Origin of the sequence: Streptomyces sp. SCSIO ZS0520 (assembly GCF_025643355.1) — a bacterium.
In the GTDB taxonomy this organism is placed as follows: Bacteria; Actinomycetota; Actinomycetes; order Streptomycetales; family Streptomycetaceae; genus Streptomyces; species Streptomyces physcomitrii.
Genome location: NZ_CP092644.1, coordinates 5654942 through 5672848, shown reverse-complemented (window position 1 = coordinate 5672848; position 17907 = coordinate 5654942). Strand labels below are relative to the sequence as shown.

16 protein-coding genes are annotated in these 17907 nt (G+C 73.2%); 1 reads left to right on the top strand and 15 read right to left on the bottom strand.

Going from position 1 to position 17907, the window contains the following annotated elements:
* Positions 1-5 precede the first annotated feature (5 nt).
* A complete protein-coding gene (locus MID12_RS22600; RefSeq protein WP_263170336.1) occupies positions 6-1925 on the bottom strand; it encodes a hypothetical protein in 1920 nt (639 codons plus the stop codon).
* Positions 1925-2260, bottom strand: coding sequence for a 4Fe-4S ferredoxin (locus tag MID12_RS22595; RefSeq protein WP_040253458.1), 336 nt, complete (start codon positions 2258-2260; stop codon positions 1925-1927). Before MID12_RS22595 ends, MID12_RS22600 begins: the two co-directional genes overlap by 1 nt.
* Positions 2261-2852: 592 nt before the next feature.
* Here MID12_RS22595 and MID12_RS22590 point away from each other — a divergent pair.
* Entirely contained in the window at positions 2853-3638 is a 786-nt protein-coding gene (locus MID12_RS22590) for a DUF3050 domain-containing protein (RefSeq protein WP_040253457.1), read from the top strand.
* A gap of 154 nt (positions 3639-3792) precedes the next feature.
* On the opposite strand, the gene MID12_RS22585 is transcribed toward MID12_RS22590, so the two are convergent.
* The 13 genes from MID12_RS22585 to MID12_RS22525 all read right to left on the bottom strand — a co-directional run bounded on the left by MID12_RS22585 (position 3793) and on the right by MID12_RS22525 (position 17834).
* Positions 3793-4083, bottom strand: coding sequence for an acyl-CoA carboxylase epsilon subunit (locus tag MID12_RS22585; RefSeq protein ID WP_317633400.1), 291 nt, complete (start codon positions 4081-4083; stop codon positions 3793-3795).
* Positions 4084-4228: 145 nt separating this feature from the next.
* Positions 4229-5803 (bottom strand): acyl-CoA carboxylase subunit beta, encoded by a 1575-nt coding sequence (locus tag MID12_RS22580; RefSeq protein WP_263170332.1) that lies wholly within the window; start codon positions 5801-5803, stop codon positions 4229-4231.
* A 39-nt stretch (positions 5804-5842) separates the two neighbouring features.
* The gene (locus tag MID12_RS22575; RefSeq protein ID WP_052482555.1) at positions 5843-6517 is read right to left on the bottom strand and encodes a 4'-phosphopantetheinyl transferase family protein; all 675 of its coding nucleotides are present in this window, start codon (positions 6515-6517) and stop codon (positions 5843-5845) included.
* A gap of 125 nt (positions 6518-6642) precedes the next feature.
* Positions 6643-7584: an alpha/beta fold hydrolase gene (locus MID12_RS22570; RefSeq protein ID WP_263170329.1), complete on the bottom strand. Its 942-nt coding sequence runs from the start codon at positions 7582-7584 to the stop codon at positions 6643-6645.
* Positions 7585-7729: 145 nt separating this feature from the next.
* Positions 7730-9250, bottom strand: coding sequence for an FAD-dependent monooxygenase (locus MID12_RS22565; RefSeq protein WP_263170326.1), 1521 nt, complete (start codon positions 9248-9250; stop codon positions 7730-7732).
* A gap of 82 nt (positions 9251-9332) precedes the next feature.
* Entirely contained in the window at positions 9333-10790 is a 1458-nt protein-coding gene (locus tag MID12_RS22560) for an FAD-dependent monooxygenase (protein ID WP_040253452.1), read from the bottom strand.
* Positions 10790-11731: an aromatase/cyclase gene (locus MID12_RS22555; RefSeq protein ID WP_040253451.1), complete on the bottom strand. Its 942-nt coding sequence runs from the start codon at positions 11729-11731 to the stop codon at positions 10790-10792. The genes MID12_RS22560 and MID12_RS22555 overlap by 1 nt, the downstream gene beginning before the upstream one ends.
* 49 nt (positions 11732-11780) lie before the next feature.
* On the bottom strand, positions 11781-12575 hold the full coding sequence (locus MID12_RS22550; protein WP_040253449.1) for an SDR family NAD(P)-dependent oxidoreductase: 795 nt from the start codon (positions 12573-12575) through the stop codon (positions 11781-11783).
* An 18-nt stretch (positions 12576-12593) separates the two neighbouring features.
* The gene (locus tag MID12_RS22545; protein ID WP_040253447.1) at positions 12594-12863 is read right to left on the bottom strand and encodes an acyl carrier protein; all 270 of its coding nucleotides are present in this window, start codon (positions 12861-12863) and stop codon (positions 12594-12596) included.
* Between the two features lie 94 nt (positions 12864-12957).
* Positions 12958-14172 (bottom strand): ketosynthase chain-length factor, encoded by a 1215-nt coding sequence (locus tag MID12_RS22540; RefSeq protein ID WP_040253445.1) that lies wholly within the window; start codon positions 14170-14172, stop codon positions 12958-12960.
* On the bottom strand, positions 14169-15440 hold the full coding sequence (locus MID12_RS22535; protein WP_040253443.1) for a beta-ketoacyl-[acyl-carrier-protein] synthase family protein: 1272 nt from the start codon (positions 15438-15440) through the stop codon (positions 14169-14171). Before MID12_RS22535 ends, MID12_RS22540 begins: the two co-directional genes overlap by 4 nt.
* Position 15441: 1 nt before the next feature.
* Positions 15442-15765 carry a TcmI family type II polyketide cyclase gene (locus MID12_RS22530; RefSeq protein ID WP_040253440.1) on the bottom strand — a complete coding sequence of 108 codons (324 nt, stop codon included), beginning with the start codon at positions 15763-15765 and terminating at the stop codon, positions 15442-15444.
* A gap of 581 nt (positions 15766-16346) precedes the next feature.
* Positions 16347-17834 carry a multicopper oxidase family protein gene (locus MID12_RS22525; protein ID WP_263170313.1) on the bottom strand — a complete coding sequence of 496 codons (1488 nt, stop codon included), beginning with the start codon at positions 17832-17834 and terminating at the stop codon, positions 16347-16349.
* Positions 17835-17907: the final 73 nt, after the last annotated feature.

The following is a 17907-nucleotide window of genomic DNA, read 5'->3' as shown; positions in this document are numbered from 1 at the left end:
CCGGCTCAGCCGCGCGCCTTCACGGCCGCGCGGACGGACTCCCCGTGCCAGGCCGAGTCGAAGGAGGTGACCTCGATCTCCTCACCGGTGGCGACGAGTTCGGCGGCGAGGCCGGTGGCCCCGGCGACGAAGGCGGAGACCCGGTGGGCGGCGAGCAGGTCCTGTTCGCCGAAGGGGGTGCCCTCGCAGCGCAGCAGCCGGAGGTCCATGAAGCCGTTGAAGCGGCGCCCGTCGATCTCCACCGCCTGCGGGCTGCGGATGCTGAAGCGGACCTTGGCGGCGACGTGCCCGTGGTGGTGCTGGTCGGAGTAGAAGGCGATGTCCGGCAGGGTCGGCGGGACGAAGTGGTCCCGGGCCACCACCGCGGGCACCTTCGGCAGATTGCCCGCGATGAAGTGCCAGGAGTTGTACTGCATCCGCGAGGACATCGCCCAGGCCGTGTCGGCCAGCCGGTCCACCGAGTCGCCGAAGTGGCGGCGGGCCGCCGGGTCGGGCACCACGCAGCAGAAGAAGTCGGTGATCCCCCAGTCGGTGATCTCCGCCCAGGCCTGCGCCCGCAGCGCCTCCCGCAGCCCCGCGAGCGAGCGCATGCCGCGGCTCATCGCGAAGTCGGCCTCGAAGGCCTCGGTGGAGGCGGCCACCGAGGCGTGCACCAGCGCCTCGAGCCCGGTGCGGAACTCGCCGTGCGGCTTGGTCAGCCAGGCCGGGGACTCGGCGAGGTGCGCGGCGAGCGCGCCGAGGTCCTCGCCCGCGAGCGGCAGCGCCTCGGTGAGGCGGGCGGTGACCTCGGCCTCGCGGTGGCGGGCGGCCGCGCCCCGGGGGGCGGCGGTCCGCTCGATCTTGTGCATCAGGGGGCCGTGGATCTCCCGGTAGAGCTGCACCTCGCCGAGCACCTCGGTCCGGCGCGCGCGCAGCGCCCCGGCCAGCGCGTCGAGGTCGGCCACCCGCGCCGAGGCGGCGGGCGGCACCGCCTCGCCCCGGGAGTGCGCGTTGTAGTTGCGCCGCACCCCCTCCAGGAGGTGGCCGACGTGGTCCGGGGTGAGCTGGGTGCCGTTGGCCTCCTCGATGCGCGCGTACGAGGCGGAGCGCACCAGCAGGGTCAGGCAGACCACCAGGACGGCCTCGCTGTCCGACCACTGGTCGAGCGGGAGCCCCGCGAGGCTGCTCAGCGCGCAGTCCGGATGCCCGGGCCACAGGGTCTTGCCGGTGAGGGTGTTGGGGTCCCGGAAGTTGGTGTACTGCCGGTCCTCCTGGTAGAGCACGAAGGGCGCGGTGCGCAGGGCGGCGTCCTTGAGCAGGTCGAGCAGTTCCTCGCGGGCCTGGGTGCTGTGCGCCGCGAGCCACTGGCGGCAGTCGACCACCGCCGAGGAGTAGCGGGCCGCCGCCCGCGCCGACTCGGTGCGGTAGGCGGCGAGATCCGCCGCGGACCAGGGCACCTGGAGGGCGGGGGCGACCAGGTTCCCGCTCTCCGCGAGCGGGCCCTGCGAGGGCACCCGGACCAGGATCCGGCCGGTGGTGGACAGGGCGATCTCCCCGTCGAACACCGCGTCCTGCGGCGGGACTTGGGCCCGCTCGGCAGACGCGCCGGACGCCTGGCCGCCGTCGCGCACCCCGCGCCAGGAGGCGCCGCAGAGCACCTTCAGGGCGGCCTCGTCGGCGGTGCGCAGGGCGCGCAGCTGGATGTCGCCGGGGACGTGCCCGTCGAGGGTGAGCAGCGCGTCCACCGCGGCGGGCAGCTCCTCGGCGGCGAGCGCCGCGCGCCAGGCGCGGTCGAGCAGCCCGGGGAAGCCCACGCCGTCCTCGCGCGGATAGTCGGGGCCGGGCGCCGCGCCGGCGGCGCTGCCGTGCCTGCTGGGTCTGCGGCTCTGCCGCTTCCTCGCGTTGATCTCGCGGCGGCTCAGGCCGCGTTCGGCCGGTGAGGGCATCAGGCACCGTCCGCGGTCAGCTCGATGTGCTTCCACAGGCTCTCGTCGGTGGGCGCCCAGTCCTCGTCGACGTAGATGCAGTCGACGGGGCACTCCAGGACGCAGGCCGGGCAGCCCGAGCACAGCTCGGGGATGATGACGACGTCGAGGCCGCGGTCGAAGATGGCGCCGAACTCCGCGGGGCAGCCGCGCAGGCAGCTGTCGCAGGTGATGCACTCGGCGGACTCGATGCGCCGCGGGGGCTTCTTCCAGTTCTCCTCACGGGCGCGTGCGGCGATCCGCGCGTCCCGTCCGCTCGTCTCCCCGCCGGCCGCCTCGTTCTTTTCCCAGGGCATTTCGAAGTCCCCCTCGTGTCTTCTTCTCTCGCGTCCACGGCAAGAGACCAGAAATCGCCGAGCCGGTGTGCCGACCTGTCGGCGCGCGCATGCGGAATCCCATTTCGGGGACAAGCAGGAACGCCGTTCCCGTATTCGGTACGGAGAACACCGCCGCCTGGATTCGCGGTAATCGGACAGCAATCACCGTCCGCAGGGAAGTGCGACCGATGGTCCCCCGATCGGCCAGGGGGCGCAACGCGGTCCAACTTTCACACCGGGCCGCCGCGGAACCGGACCGCCGCTCCCCCATCAGAGCCCAACTGACCTGCCAGGACAAGCCGTTCGGCGCGGAGCCCGGCAGAACCGGAACCCGGCCGCGGGATCACGGCCGACCGCGCCGAAGAGCACCCCGGCGTGCAAGGGCGGAAATCCCGCAGTCGCACAGCGCGCCGCCGGAAAACCCCATGGGACACCGCGTCAGCCGCCCGCTTCACCCCTATTGCCCGTCCTCACATCCCCTTGCCGGGCACTGTGAGATGCGGCCATAGTGCTCGCCGAACGCACTGGAACAGATCGAACACACAGCATTCTTTGGACGGGAGACATTTCTGTGTCGCGCTACGACTGGGGCAAAGAGAACGCTTCCATCGAGAAACTGCGGAAAGTCATCGACGACGCCCGCCTCGAAGTGGTGAAGCACCCGATCTACCACCGCCTTGCAACGCTCGAAGACGTCAACACCTTCAACGAGAACCATGTCTTCGCGGTCTGGGACTTCATGTCCCTCCTGAAGAGCCTCCAGCGCAGCCTCACCTGCGTGGACGTGCCCTGGGTGCCGCAGGGCAGCTCGGAGAGCCGGCGGCTGATCAACGACATCGTCCTGGTCGAGGAGAGCGACGAGCTCGGCGACGGCTTCATCAGCCACTTCGAGCTGTACGTCAACGGCATGGCCGAGGCGGGCGCCGACGTCACCGTGATCAACAACTTCCTGGACCGCATCCGCGGCGGCGAGGGCGTGCGCACCGCCCTGGTCGGCGCCTCGGTCCCGGCGGCGGCCGCCACCTTCGTGAACGCCACCTTCGACTTCATCGAGGGGGCCCCGCTGCACTGCCGGGCCGCGGCCTTCGCCTTCGGCCGCGAGGACCTGATCCCGGAGATGTTCGACCAGGTCATCAAGGTCGACGACCAGGGCGGCAAGCTCGCCACCTTCCGCGAGTACCTGGCCCGGCACATCGAGGTCGACGGGGAGGAGCACACCCCGATGGCCATGGCGATGGTCGCCGACCTGTGCGGCGAGGACGAGGCCAAGTGGCAGGAGGCCGCCGAGACGGTGACCGCCGCGCTGCGCGCCCGGGTCGCCCTCTGGGACGGCATCGTGGCGGCCCTCGACGCCTGACCCCGGCGGCCGGGGCGGCCGGTGAGACCCCGCCCCCGGCCCGTCTCCCGGCCGCGGAGGCCGCGTACGCCCGGCGCGTACGCGGCCTCCGCGCGTCCCGGGGCCCGCGGGGGCGGCGGGACTCTCCCGGCACCCGCCACCGGCCTCCCGGGCCCTACCGCCCGCCGGTCGGGTGCGCGGCGGATCCGGTGCCGCGCCAGGTGCGCGGGCCGTCGAACATCGAGCCGCGCTCGGGGCGCCGCCAGCCGGCCACCGCCCGCCCCAGGGGACCGGCCGCCTGTGCCTCCAGCGCCGAGAGCCGGGCGAACAACAGGGCGGAGAGCGCGGCGAGTTCCTCCGGCGCCGGGTTGCCGCGCACCACCCTCAGCAACTGGCGGCAGGGGGTCTCCCGGCCGCCCTCACCGCTCTCCGGCTCCCCGGCCGCACCCGTGTTCCGCTCGGACATTCGCCTCACCTCTCTGCTGATTCCGTACGCGCTGCCGATTCCGTACGCGCTGCCCGCTTCCGCCCGCGCGACCGCTCCCGTACGAGCCGTCGCGACCGCCCCGCGAGCCGGGGCAGCCGCCTGGTGAGCAGGGGCAACCGCCCTGCTACTGCGGCGGGTTGCCGTGTTTGCGGCGGGGCAGGTCGGCGTCCTTGGCGGCCAGCATGGTGACCGCGCGGCAGAGCACCGCGCGGGTCTCGCGGGGGTCGATGACGTCGTCGACGAGACCGCGTTCGGCCGCGTAGTAGGGGTGGACCAGCTCCTCCCGGTACTCCTTGATCTTCTGCGCGCGCATCTCCCCGGGGTCCGCGGCGGCGGCGATCTCGCGCCGGAAGACCACGTTGGCGGCGCCCTCGGCCCCCATCACGGCGATCTCGTTGGTCGGCCAGGCGAGCGCGATGTCGGCGCCGATGGAGCGCGAGTCCATCACGATGTAGGCGCCGCCGTAGGCCTTGCGGAGGACCACCGAGACCCGGGGCACGGTGGCGTTGCAGTAGGCGTACAGGAGCTTGGCGCCGCGCCGGATGATGCCCTCGTGCTCCTGGTCCACGCCCGGCAGGAAGCCCGGCACGTCGACCAGGGTCACCAGCGGGATGCTGAAGGAGTCGCAGAACTGCACGAAGCGGGCGCCCTTCTCGCTCGCCCTGATGTCGAGGACCCCGGCGAAGGCGTTCGGCTGGTTGGCGACCACGCCGACCACATGCCCGTCGAGGCGGGCCAGGGCGCAGACCAGATTGGGCGCCCAGGAGGCGTGCACCTCCAGGTACTCGCCGTCGTCGACGACCTCCTCGATCACCTCCCGGACGTCGTAGGCGCGGTTGCCGTCGGCCGGCACCACCTCGGTGAGCCGCTCGCCGGGCCGGTCGGCGGGGTCGGCGCTCGGCAGGTGCGGCGGCATGCTGCGGTTGTTGGACGGCAGGAAGGACAGCAGGTAGCGGACCTCGGCGAGGCAGGTCTCCTCGTCGTCGTAGGCGAAGTGGGCCACCCCGGAGGTACCGGCGTGCACCTCGGCGCCGCCGAGCCCGTTCTGGCTGATCTCCTCGCCGGTGACCGCCTGGACGACATCGGGCCCGGTGATGAACATCTGGGAGGTGTCGCGGACCATGAAGACGAAGTCGGTGAGCGCGGGGCTGTAGGCGGCGCCGCCCGCGCAGGGACCGAGCATCACCGAGATCTGCGGGATGACGCCCGAGGCGCGGGTGTTGCGCTGGAAGATGCCGCCGTAGCCCGCGAGCGCGGAGACGCCCTCCTGGATCCGGGCGCCCGCGCCGTCGTTGAGCGAGACCAGCGGCGCCCCGGCGGCCAGCGCCATGTCCATGATCTTGTGGATCTTCGCGGCGTGCGCCTCGCCGAGGGCGCCCCCGAAGATCCGGAAGTCATGGGCGTAGACGAAGACCGTCCGGCCCTCGACCGTGCCCCAGCCGGTCACCACCCCGTCGGTGTACGGCTTCCGCGCCTCCAGGCCGAAGCCGGTCGCCCGGTGCCTGCGCAACTGCTCGACCTCGGTGAAGCTGTTCTTGTCGAGCAGCAGGTCGATCCGCTCACGCGCCGTCAACTTGCCCTTGGCGTGCTGGCGTTCGGTGGCCCGCGGGTCGGGACCCTGCCGGGCCTCCTCCTTGCGCGCGCCGAGTTCCGCGGCGAGTGCGCGCGGGTGGTCGGTGTCCTCGGTGGCTGTCGCCATGGTGTCCCTTCCCCCAGTGGTGGCGTACGCGCCCGGCTGTCATCCGGTCGCGGGTGTACGGAGCGCGGCGGCTGCCGCGTGCCCCGGGCGGGCGGCGGTGTTGTGCACGGTCCAGTCCGGCGGGCGGGCGGCGAGGCCGCCGCTGCCCAGGTAGTCCGCGGCGAGCGGCCGGGCGAGCCCGGTGCCGAGTCCCTTGAGGTAGGCCTCCTTGCGGGTCCACAGCAGGGCGAAGGCGTCCGGGCGCTCCGACTCGGGCAGGGCGGTGAGTTCGGCCCGCTCGGCGGGGTGCAGCGAGGGCAGGCACCGCTCGACGGTGCGCGCCCCCGGCACCCGCTGGACGTCCACGCCCACCGGATCGGCGGCGAGGGCGATCGCGACGAGGCCGTGGCTGTGCGAGAGCGAGAAGTGCACCGGTACCGGCGAGCCGAGCAGGCGGGGCTTGCCGCGCCGCCCGCCCTCGCGGCCGAACTCCAGCCGCTCGGGGGCCAGTCCGGTGTGGTCGGCGAGCAGCCGCCGCAGGACCAGATGGGCGCTCTCGTACTGCCTGCGGTCGGCGGGGCGCCTAAAGAGGCGGGCCCGGCGCCGCTCCTCGGGGCCGAGCGCCTCGGGTCCCGCCTCGGCGCGGGTGGCCGGGATCCCCTCCTCCGTGAGGGAGTCGAAGACCCACAGCTGGTAGGTGCCGGGCGCGGGCAGCGGGGCGCGGGTGGACGTCACGGCAGGGGACCTCCCGTCCGCGGGCGGCGGTGCCTGCCGCCCTGCGCGGCCGACGGCCCCGGGTACGCCTCGGGCCCCGCTCGGCGGCGGGCGGTGCGGAAGACCCCGGCGGGCGGCACGGCCGCTCACTCCCGGCCGGTGTGGGTGAGGCAGTCCTCCAGGAAGGCCAGCGAGCGCAGATGGTACGCGCGGGCCGCCCAGCCCAGGCTGATGTTGTGCCCGGCGTCGGGCTGACGCTCCACCAGGACCCGTGGTGAGGCGGTGAGTTGGGCGGCGAGGTCGGCCAAGTCCTGTTCGCCGTGCCGCCACCAGGCCTCGTGCTCGGCGAAGGTGAGCCGCACCGGCACGCTGATCCGGGGCGCCAGGGCGGCGAACAGCTCGGGCCAGCGGGCGAGTTCACCCGCCTCGCGGGCCGGGACCGGGGCGACCAGGCCGGTGCTCTTGGCGAAGGTGTTCGGCGGGTAGAGCCGCAGCGGACCCCAGTGCCGCAGGGTGTTCCTGCGGGTGGTCCGGCCCTGGTCCGGCACGACGGCGTAGCGGTGGCCGCAGCCCGAGACGTCGAGTCCGAGCAGGGCGCGGTCCGCCTCGGCCCCGGCGGCGGTGGCCATCACCAGGGCGCCGCCGAGCGAGTGGGCGAGCAGGAAGAGCCCGGCCCCGTGGGCGTAGTGCCGGCGGAAGTCGTCGAGGGCGGCGTGCAGCACCACCGCCTGCTCGCCGAGGGTGAGTCCCTCGGGGAGCCACGCGGCGGAGCTGCCGTAGCCGGGGCGGTCCACCGACAGGACGGTGTAGCCGAGTTGGGCGCCGAGCGTCATCAGGGACTGCTCGGGGTGGGCCTGCCCGTCGAAGTACCCGGCGCTCATGCCGCCGCCGTGCACCGCGACGACGGTGGCCCGGGGCGGGCCCTGCTCGGGCTCGCTCAGCAGCGCGGAGAGGTCGAGGCCGCCCGCGTCGAGGGTGATCCGGCGGACCCCGGTGGAGAAGGCGCCGGGTACGGGCGGGTCCGGTGCCGGGGGCTCCGGTGCGGGCGGGTCCGTGTCGCCGGTGGGCGTGCTGCCGAGCGCCGTCATGGCCGGGTCTCCCGAGGCCTCGAAGGGGCGAGGCCGGGGCCTCGCAGGGGGGCGGGCGGTGTGCCGGGTGCGCCACGTACCCGGCGCACCGCCCTGGGGGTCCGGCACCCGTGCGGGCGGGCGCCGGTGCTCGCGGCGGTCGGGATCAGGCGGGCGAGGCCTCGCCGAACCATCGGCGTACGGCCTCCGCCAGCCCCTCGGTGGTCTCCCCCGCCCAGGCCACATAGCCGTCCGGGCGGACCAGGAGGGCGCGGACGCCGTCGAGGCGGTCGGCGTCGCCGGGGGCGGACTTGAGGGTGGCCGTGACGGTGGTGAGCCGGTCGGTCAGTCCCGCGCCCGCCGCGCGGACCCCGGCGTCGTCGGCGAGGTCGAGCAACAGGCCACGCCCGCCGTGCAGTTCGGCGAAGACAGCGCTCTCGCCCTCCTTGCCGACCAGGGTGTGCTCGCCGAGCCGGTGGCCGGTGAGCGGGTGGGCGCCCTCGGGGGCCGCGTAGTGGACGTCGAGGTGGCTGACGATCCCGGCCAGGTGCTGCTTGACCTCCTCGTGGCCGAGGAGTTCGGCGAAGACCGTGCGCAGCGGGTCGGCCGGTTCGCCGCCGAGGAAGACGAAGCCCTGGGCGCGGGTGTTCATCAGCAGGCGGCTGCCGACCGCGTGCCGCTCGGTGTGGTAGCTGTCGAGCAGCCCCGCGGGCGCCCGCCCGGCGACGGTGGCCGCCAGCTTCCAGCCGAGGTTGGCGGCGTCCTGCACCCCGGTGCTCAGCCCCTGGCCCCCGGCGGGGAGGTGGATGTGCGCGGCGTCCCCGGCGAGCAGCACCCGGCCGCGGCGGTAGCTGTCGACCTGGCGGGCGGCGTCGGAGAAGGAGCTGACCCAGTCGGCGCCGCCGTGGCTGATGTCCTCGCCGGTGATGTGCTGCCAGGCGGCGGCGACCTCCTCGAAGGTGACGCTCTCGTCGCGGTCGCGGGCGGGGGTGCCGTGCGGGCAGACGATGATCCGGTCCACGCCCTCGGCGAGCGGGGCCGCCATCACCATCCCGTGCGGCAGGCGCTCGCCGAGGAAGCGGGGCTTGAGGTTCAGGCCGGTGACATCGGCGAGGAACATCGCGCGGGTCGCGGGCAGTCCGGGGAAGGCGAAACCGGCCGCCTTGCGGACCTGGCTGCCGCCGCCGTCGCAGCCGACCAGATAGGCGGCGCGCAGGGTGCGTACGCCCTCGGGGGTGCCGAAGGTGACCTCGACGCCCTCGCCGGTGAGGAAGCCCTCGGCCAGCTCCAGGAACTCCCAGCCGCGGCGGATGTCCGCGCCGAGCCCGGCCGCCCACTCCTCCAGTACCGCCTCGGTCTGGTACTGCGGGATGCCGCGGGCGCCGAAGTGGGCGCCGGGCAGGGTGGTGAAGTCGAACTGCAGGCCGCCGAAGTGGCCCATCGGGCTGGTCTCCAGGGTCTCGCCCTGGCCGAAGCGGGGCAGCAGCCCGCGCTGGTCGAAGATCTCCATCGCACGGGCGGTGAAGCCGAGCCCGCGGGACTGCCCGGTGGGCTCGGCGAGCCGTTCGGCGACGATGACGCGGGCGCCGCCGAGCCGGAGTTCACCGGCGAGCATCAGCCCGGTCGGTCCGGCGCCGACGATGATGACATCGGCGTCCACCGCGGTCCCCTGTGCTGTCCCTGCCATGGTTTCGGTCCCTTCGTGAGGTGTGGGCGTGCGGGTGGTGCCCGGCACAGTGGGGGCGGTGCCTTCGGGGCGGTGGGTCTCCTCAGGCGGTGGCTTCCCACCCTGGCCCGAGTGCCTCGGCGGGCGGTGGGGTCCCGGTGGAGCCCGCCCAGGCGACATGCCCGTCGGGCCGCACCAGGACGGAGTCCTTGTCGGTCAGCGGCCCCTCCTCGGGGCGGCCGGTGAGCGTGCTGAGACGGGCCCCGTCCGGCACGTCCACGCCCGGGTTGATCCACACTCCGCGTCCGGTGCGCAGCAACTCGCTTACGGACACCCGTCCCTGAGGACTCGTCAGGACGGTGTGCGGCAGCCGGGCGCCGAGCAAGGGGTGCGCGGGGCCCGGGAGTTGGTAGCGGATGTCGAGTCCGCTGATCATCCCGGCCAGGTGCGCGCGGACCTTCTCGTGGCGGATGAGTTCGGCCAGCAGGGTGCGCAGCGGCTCCACTTCGGGGCCGCCGAGCAGCAGCATGGCCTGCGCCTTGATGTTGCCGAGGACCCGGCGGCCGACCGCGTGCCGCTCGGTGTGGTAGCTGTCGAGCAGCGCCTCCCCGCCGGGTTCCCGCAGCTGCCGGGCGAGCTTCCAGCCGAGGTTGAAGGCGTCCTGGAGGCCGAGGTTGAGGGCCTGCCCACCGATCGGCATCTGCACATGGGCGGCGTCGCCCGCGAAGAGGATGCGCCCGCGCCGGTAGTGCACCAGCTGCCGGGAGGCGTCGCCGAAGGTGTTCACCCACAGCGGGGTGCCACCGGAGATGTCCTCCCCGGTGACCTGCTTCCAGGCCGCCACGACCTCCCCGAACTCGGCCTCCCCGGTGCGGGGTTGGGCGGTCGAGCCGAAGACATGGGCCATCACCCGGGTCACCCCGTCGCCCCGCCGGGCGGCGATGGCCAGGCCCCGCGGCAGCCGCTCGAAGCGCCGATCGGGTACGTCGATGCCGTCCACGTCGGCGCGCAGCAGCTCCCGGGTGGCGCTCTGCCCGGGGAAGACCACCCCGGTCAGCCTGCGGACGGTGCCCTCCTCGCCGTCGCAGGCCACCAGGTGGCGGCCGCGCACCAGGACGCGCCTGCCGCCGGGTCCGGTGGCCTCGGCCTCGACGTACTCCGCCTGGTCGCCCGGGTTCAGCGCGTGCACCTGGTGGCCGCGGCGGATGTCCGCGCCGAGGCCGAGCGCCCACTCCTGGAGCAGTTCCTCGGTGCGGAACTGCGGCACCTTCCACTGGCCCGGATAGCGGCTGGGCAGCGTCAGATCGAGCGGGATGCCGCCGAAGTGGCCGCGCGGCTCCTGCGGCGGGGTGCCGAGGCCGGCCAGCAGTCCCCGGCTGTCGAGGATCTCCATGGTGCGGGCGTGCAGGGTGGAGGCCCGCGACTCGGTCGTGGGCGCCTCGCGCTGTTCGAGCACCACCACCTCGGCGCCGCCCAGGCGGAGTTCACCGGCGAGCAGGAGCCCGACCGGACCGGCGCCGACGATGATGACCTGGGTCTCCAGGCGGTCCGCGGTGTCCATCAGCCCTGGCGCTCCGCGTGGTTCTTGGCGTGGCCGAGGGTGGCGGTGCTGTTGGTGGACAGCGCGCTCTGCACATAGGCGCGGGCGTCGGCGACGGTCGCGTCGGGGCCGAGGATCTTCTCGATGTTCTCCGGGCGCAGGGTGACGGTGTGCTGGGAGGAGGCCGTGGTGTGGGTGCCGGTGGGGTCCTCCTCGAAGGTCCAGATCCCGGTGTGCAGGGTCATCAGCGCGGGCAGGGTGACCTGCTTGTAGGCGATGCGGTGGTGGGGGAAGGTCACCCGGTAGGACTTGGTGGTGTGGGTGGAGCCGTCCTTGGCCCGGGTGTCCATCTCCAGCTCCTGCAGCCCCGGGGTGTCCTCGGTGAGCCGCACCCGCGCCACGTGCGGGAGCCGTTCGTCCCACTTGTCGGCCTGGTCGATGAAGTCGTACGCGTCCTTCGCCGCACCGTCGATACGGACCGTGTCGGTGAACGAGAACGTCAACTCCTCGGCGGCATGCGCGAGTTCGACGTTCTCCTTCAGCCCGGCCAGTTCCTTGGTGCTGTTCTTGTCGACCGCCGTCTCGATCCACAGCAGGTCGTGCGGATCGTCACCGATCGCCTTGAAGGCGTGCAGCAGCCGCACCCGCGAGGACGAGGCGCCCTGCGGCTCGATGATCCACGTCCCGTTCATCTCCGCCACCGGCTCCGGACTCACCTCCTGCCGGAAGGTGATGCGCAGGGCGTCCTCGTCCAGCGTCCGGTGCGAAGTCCAGTTCTTCGCCTCGCCGTTGGCGGTGGCCCAGATGTGGATCCGCTCCTGCCCCGGGCCCAGCTCCTCGCGGTCCACGTAGAGGGTCGGGGGGAAGATGCGGGGCCAGTTGGCCACCTCGGCGAGCAGCCGGTACACGGCCGCCGCCGGAGCCGCGATGGTGATCTCGTGCTCGACCTCACGGGTCGTCATAGCCACAACTCCAGACAGATGAAGGGGTGCGGGGATCGCCGTACGGACGTCAGAAGTTGCCCAGTCCGCCGCAGACGTTGAGGGCCTGGGAGGTCAGCGAGGCGGCGGTGTCGGAGGCGAGGTAGCCGACGAGTCCGGCGACCTCCTCGGGCGTGGAGTAGCGGCCGAGGGGGATCTTCGCCTGGAACTTCTCCAGGATGGCCTCCTCACTGGTGTCGTACGCGTCGGCGTACCCCTGGCGCACCCGCTGGGCCATGGGCGTCTCGACATAGCCGGGGCAGACCGCGTTCACCGTGATCCCGGTCGGCGCCAGCTCGTTGCCCAGCGCCTTGGTGAAGCCGACGACGCCGTGCTTGGAGGCCGAGTACGGGGCGCCGAGGACGACACCCTGCTTGCCCGCGGTGGAGGCGATGTTGATGATCCGCCCCCGGCTCTTGGCACGCATGCCGCCCGCGTTCAGCACCTCCTTGGTCATCCGGAAGACGCTGGTGAGGTTGGTCTCGATGACATCGGCCCACAGCTCGAAGGGGATGTCGGCGGTGACCCCGCCACCGGAGCGGCCGGCGTTGTTGACCAGCACGTCCACGGTGCCGAAGCGGTCCACGGCGGCCTGGACGAAGGCCCGTACGGAGGCGTCCTCGCGCACGTCGAGGACGGTGCCGTCCACCGGCAGGCCCTCGCCGGCCAGTTCCTTGACGGTCGCCGCGACCCGGTCGGCGTCCCGGGCGCCGAGGAAGACCCGGTGCCCCTGCTCGGCGAGCAGCCGCGCGCTCGCCAGCCCGATGCCGCTGGTGCCGCCCGAGACGAGGGCGAGGCGGCCGTGTTCCTGGGTGTTCTCGGTCATGGTGAAGGCTCCTTCGGCTCAGGCCGCACCGGCGGTGGACAGGTGGGCGTTGACGGCGTCGATGAGGGCGCGCGGGGTCTCCGCGTCGGTGATGACCTCGTCGTCCAGCGAGATGCCGTACTCGCGCTCGATGGCGCCGCCGGTCTCCAGGAGGGCGAGGGATTCGTAGCCGAGGACCTCGAACTCGGTGTCGAGGATCTCGCCGTCCAGGTCGACGCCCTCGGCGGCGCCGGCGGATTGCAGCAGGATCCGCTTCAGGTCGTCGAGGGTGAACGCGGCGGTGGCCATGGGGTGTCCTTCCATCGGGATGTCACGGGGCGAGCGGGGCGGCGCGGGGACGGGGAGCTGACGCGCACTCAACTGCGCGGCGGGGCGAGGTGGTTCACTCGGGACCGCGGACCACGAGCGCGGAGTTGAAGCCGCCGTGCCCGCGGGCGAGGACCAGCGCGGTGCGCAGCTTCGCGGGGCGCGGCTGGGCGAGGACGAGGTCGAGCCCGTACTCGGGGCAGGGCTCCACATGCACGGTCGGCGGGATCACCTGGTCGCGCAGGGCGAGCAGGGCCGCGGTGACGTCCAGTGGCGCGGCCCCCGAGTACAGCCGCCCGGTCATGGTCTTCGGCGCGGTCACCGGGACGCCGCGGATCCCGAAGAGCGCGGTGAGCACCTCGGCCTCGGCGCGGTCGGCGGCCGGTTCGCCCGCGGCGTCCGCGAAGACCACGTCGATGTCGGCGGCGTCCACGCCCGCGTCCGCGAGCGCCGTCTGCGCGGCCCGGCGAAGGGCGGGCGGGCGTCCGCTGCCCGGCCTCGGGTCGAAGGTGGCGCCGTAGCCGAGGATCCGGCCGTGCACCCGGGCCCCGCGGGCGCGGGCCGCCTCGGCGTCCTCCATGATCAGGATGGCGCCGCCCTCGCCGGGCACATAGCCGCGGGCCTCCCGGTCGAAGGGCAGATAGGCGCGGGCCGCCTCGGCGCTGGTGGACATCCGGCCGCCGGAGAGCTGCGCCACCCAGCCCCAGGGGCAGAGCGAGGCGTCGACCGCGCCGGTGACGATCAGCGGGGTGCCCCGGCGGATCTGCCGCCGCGCCTGGGCGAGGGCGTCGAGCCCGCCGGCCTGGTCGCTGACCACCACCCCGCTCGGGCCCTTCATGCCGTTGCGGATGGAGATCTGGCCGCTGTTGACCGCGTAGAACCAGGCGAAGGACTGGTACGCGGAGACGAACTGGCTGCCCTGGCTCCAGAGTTTGCGCAGCTCGCCCTGGCCGAACTCGAAGCCGCCGGAGGAGCTGGCGGTGACCACGCCCATGTCGAAGGAGGGCAGTTCGGCGGGGGTGATGCCCGCGTCGGCCAGCGCCCAGTCGGCCGCCGCGAGCGCCATCCGGGTCATCCGGTCGGTCTGCGGGATCAGCCTGCTCGGCAGGTGGTCCTCGGCGACGAACCCGGGTACCTCGCCCGCGAGTTGGGCCGGATAGCCGGAGGGGTCGAAGTGGGTGAGGCGGGCGATGCCGCTCTTGCCGCCGAGGGTGGCGGCCCAGTAGTCGCGCAGGCCCAGGCCGTTGGGTGCGGCGACACCGATTCCCGTGATGACCGCCGGTGCGCTCATGCCGGGCTCCTCTCCGGGCGGGCGAGCACCATCGCGCTCTGGAAGCCGCCGAATCCGCTGCCGACCGAGAGCACCGCGTCGGTGCGCTGCTCGCGGGCGTGCAGGGGGACGTAGTCGAGGTCGCACTCCGGGTCGGGGGTGGTGAGGTTGGCGGTCGGCGGCACCGTGTGGTGCTCCATCGCGAGCGCCGAGGCGGCGATCTCGATGGAGCCGATCGCGCCGAGGGAGTGGCCCACCATCGACTTGATGGAGCTGACCGGGGTCGCGTAGGCGTGCGCGCCGAGGCTCTTCTTGAAGGCGGCCGTCTCGTGCCGGTCGTTCTGCTTGGTGCCGGAGCCGTGCGCGTTGACGTAGTCGATGGCCTCCGGGGCGAGCCGCGCCTCGTCGAGGGCGAGCCGGATCGCCTCGGCCATCTCCGCGCCGTCGGTGCGCAGTCCGGTCATGTGGTACGCGTTGGAGCGGGTGGCGTAGCCCGCGAGTTCGGCGTAGACGTGCGCGCCGCGGCGGCGGGCCGACTCCCACTCCTCCAGGACGAAGAAGGCGCTGCCCTCGCCGAGCACGAAGCCGTTGCGGGTGCCGTCGAAGGGCCGCGAGGCGTGCTCCGGGTCGTCGTGGCGCGGGGTGGTGGCCTTGATGGCGTCGAAGCAGGCCATGGTGATGGGCGAGATGGGGGCGTCGGAGGCCCCGGCGACCATCACGTCCACCGAGCCCTCGCGGACCAGTTCCAGGGCGTAGCCGAGGGCGTCGATGCCCGAGGTGCAGCCGGTGGAGACCACGGTGCTGGGGCCCTCGGCGCCCACCGCCCAGGCGACCTCGGCGGCGAAGGAGCTGGGCACCAGGTGGTTGTAGAGGTGCGGCACCGCGTAGGCGTGGTCGACCAGGTCGAGCCGGCCGCCGTCGCTGACCACCCGGTACTCCTCGTCCAGGCCCATGGTGGCGCCGACCGCGCTGCCGACGGTGACGCCGGTGCGGTGCGGCTCCAGGGCCGCGGTCTCCAGGCCGCTGTCGGCGAGGGCGCCGCGGGCGGCGACCACGGCCAGCTGGGCGGCGCGGTCCATGCGGCGCACCTCGTGCGGGCTCAGCCCGTGCGCGTACGGGTCGAAGTCGATCTCGGCGGCGACCCGGGAGCGGAAGGGCGCGGGATCGAAGAAGGTGATGCCGCGGGTGGCGGTGCGGCCCTCGCTGAGCAGGCTCCAGAAGTTCTTGGTGCCGACACCACCGGGGGCGAGGACCTCCATCCCGGTGATCACGACTCTGCGCCCGGGCACCTCACGCCTCCCAGGTGTAGAAGCGCTGGGCCATCGCGTCGGCCGGGGAGCGCCAGGTGGCGGGGTCGTAGGCCTCGATGAAGGGCTTGAGGTCCTGGCTGATGCCGATGAAGCGCGGGTCGGTCTTGGCCTCCTCGATGCGCTCGCCGCCGTTGTCCTCGTCGAAGTCCTGGAGGTGGAAGTACAGGCCCTTGTACGCGAAGAGCTGGCGGCGCCGCGTCCCCATGCGGTGCGGCATTTCGGTGGCGTCGAATTCGCCGAAGAGCCCGGCCACGTCCTTGCTCGAACCGAGGTCCATCCGGGCGACGATCAGCGTGCTGTGCATATCTTCTCGCTCCTTGGCAGTTGCGGTCTGTGCGGCACTCGGCTGCGCCCGCGAAAGCGCCGCCCCCGCGCCGGAGACACAAACCGGCCCGGGAATTGCATTCACGAATCCATTCGGCCGCCCATGGGAGCTCGGCGGTGTTCTGCGGCCCGCCGCAGGCACTTTTCCGGCACTCGGTGAAAAGGAGTGGCGGGGAAGTGCCTTACCGGAGGCCGCCCCCCGGTGACATCGCCCGGTGTGGTAAATGGTTCTTCCAAAGCCCGCGTCCTACAAGGCGCCCTTGTGCATTTCTCGGTACGGAATCGTCAGGTACCGCAGAGCCGCCCCCGCAATGTCAGAGGACCGCCAGGCGAACGTCAGGAAGCGGCACGGACGGGTCAGGGAAGTGACCGGACGCCACCCGGGAGGCGGCTGGGGCGGGGGCGCGAGCGGGTGCGCGGGGTGGTGCCGGGACAGCCGGGGCGCCCGGGCCGGTACGGGCGCCGGGGTGCGCGCCGGTTTCCGGGCATGGCCCAGGGGCGTACCGGTACACCGGCACGCCCCCGTGGCGCCAGGGCTCGGAGCGGCGCGGCCCCGCCCGCTCAGCCGACCCGCATGGTGGCCATCATCCCCATGGCCGCGTGGTCGATCATGTGGCAGTGGTAGACGAAGTCCCCCCGGTAGCCGCCGAAGGTGGCCTGCACCTTGACCGTCTCCCCCGGGGCGAGCCGGACGGTGTCCTTCAGGCCGCTCTCCGGACCGGCCGTCACCGGCTGGCCGTTGCGCTCCACCACCCTGAACTGCACCAGGTGCACATGGAAGTTGTGGCTGCCGCGGTCGTTGGCGTTGCGGATGGACCACAACTCGGTGGAGCCGAAGGGGATCTGGGCGTCGACGCGCCCTTCCTGGTAGGCCTTGCCGTCGATCAGGCCGGTGCCGTCCGCGCCCATCAGGAGCTCGATCTCCCGGGTGCGGTCCGGCGGCGGGAGCGGCGGCAGCGACCGCAGGGTGTCCGGGATCCGGCTGCGGTCCTCGGCCCTGTCGCCGACCCGGAATTCGAGGAGGTCGCCGATCTGGTCCTCGGGCCCGGGCGGGCTGGCCACCGCGTTCTTCAGGACGAGCCTGGTGCCGGCCGCGTACCGCGCGAAGTCGACCACGATATCGGCGCGTTCACCGGACGAGAGGGTGAGCGAGGAGGTGGTGAAGGGCCGGGCGAGCAGTCCGCCGTCGGAGCCGATCTGCACATAGGAGGAGCCATCGGAGAGCCGCAGGTCGAGGGTGCGCAGATTGGAGGTGTTGACGATCCGGAAGCGGTACTTGCGGGCGGCGACGGCGAGATACGGATAGGCGACGCCGTTGGCCAGCATCAGGTTGCGGTCCTTGCCGTCGTTCATGGCGTAGACGATCTGCCCGGCCTCGTCGAGGCGGATGTCGCGGATCGCGATCGGCACGTCGTAGGCGCCCGAGGGCAGCGGCAGCCGCTGCTCGGTCTCGTCGGTGAGCAGATACAGGCCGGTCAGCCCGCGGAAGACGGTCTCGGACTCCTGGTGGTGGGCGTGGTCGTGGAACCAGAGGTTGGCGTGCGCCTGCTCGTTGGGGTACGTGTACGTGCGGCTCGCGCCCGGCTGGACCAGGTCCATCGGCCCGCCGTCGCTGGACTCGGGCACATGCCCGCCGTGCAGATGGATCGAGGTCGGCACGGTCAGCTCGTTGACCTGCCGGATCACGGTGCGGCGGCCCCGTACCGCCTTGATCACCGGCGGGGCGAAGCAGCCGTCGAAGGTCCGCACCCGGGTCTTCAGGCCCGGCACGATCTCGCACTCCGTCTCCCGCTGGCGCAGCTCGTACGTCTCCGCGCGGGCGGTGCGGCGGCGCGGGCTCAGCACGGGCAGCGCGGGCAGCGGCCGGGTGAACTTCACCAGCGCCGAGACGTCGAAGCCGGCGGCCCCGGCCCCGGCCTGCCCGGCGGCCTCCCCGGGCGCGGCGGCCCCGGCCTCGGTGCCGCCGAGCAGCGGTACGGCGAGCCCGGCGGCGCCGAGGGTGCCGGTGAGGGCGGCGCCGGAGCGGAGTGCGGTTCTGCGCGTGAACATGTCTTCTCCCCGTTGAGATGACGGCAGTTGGGGCCGGGCGGCGTCCGGCCCGGGCCTTCGGTGTGGAACGACG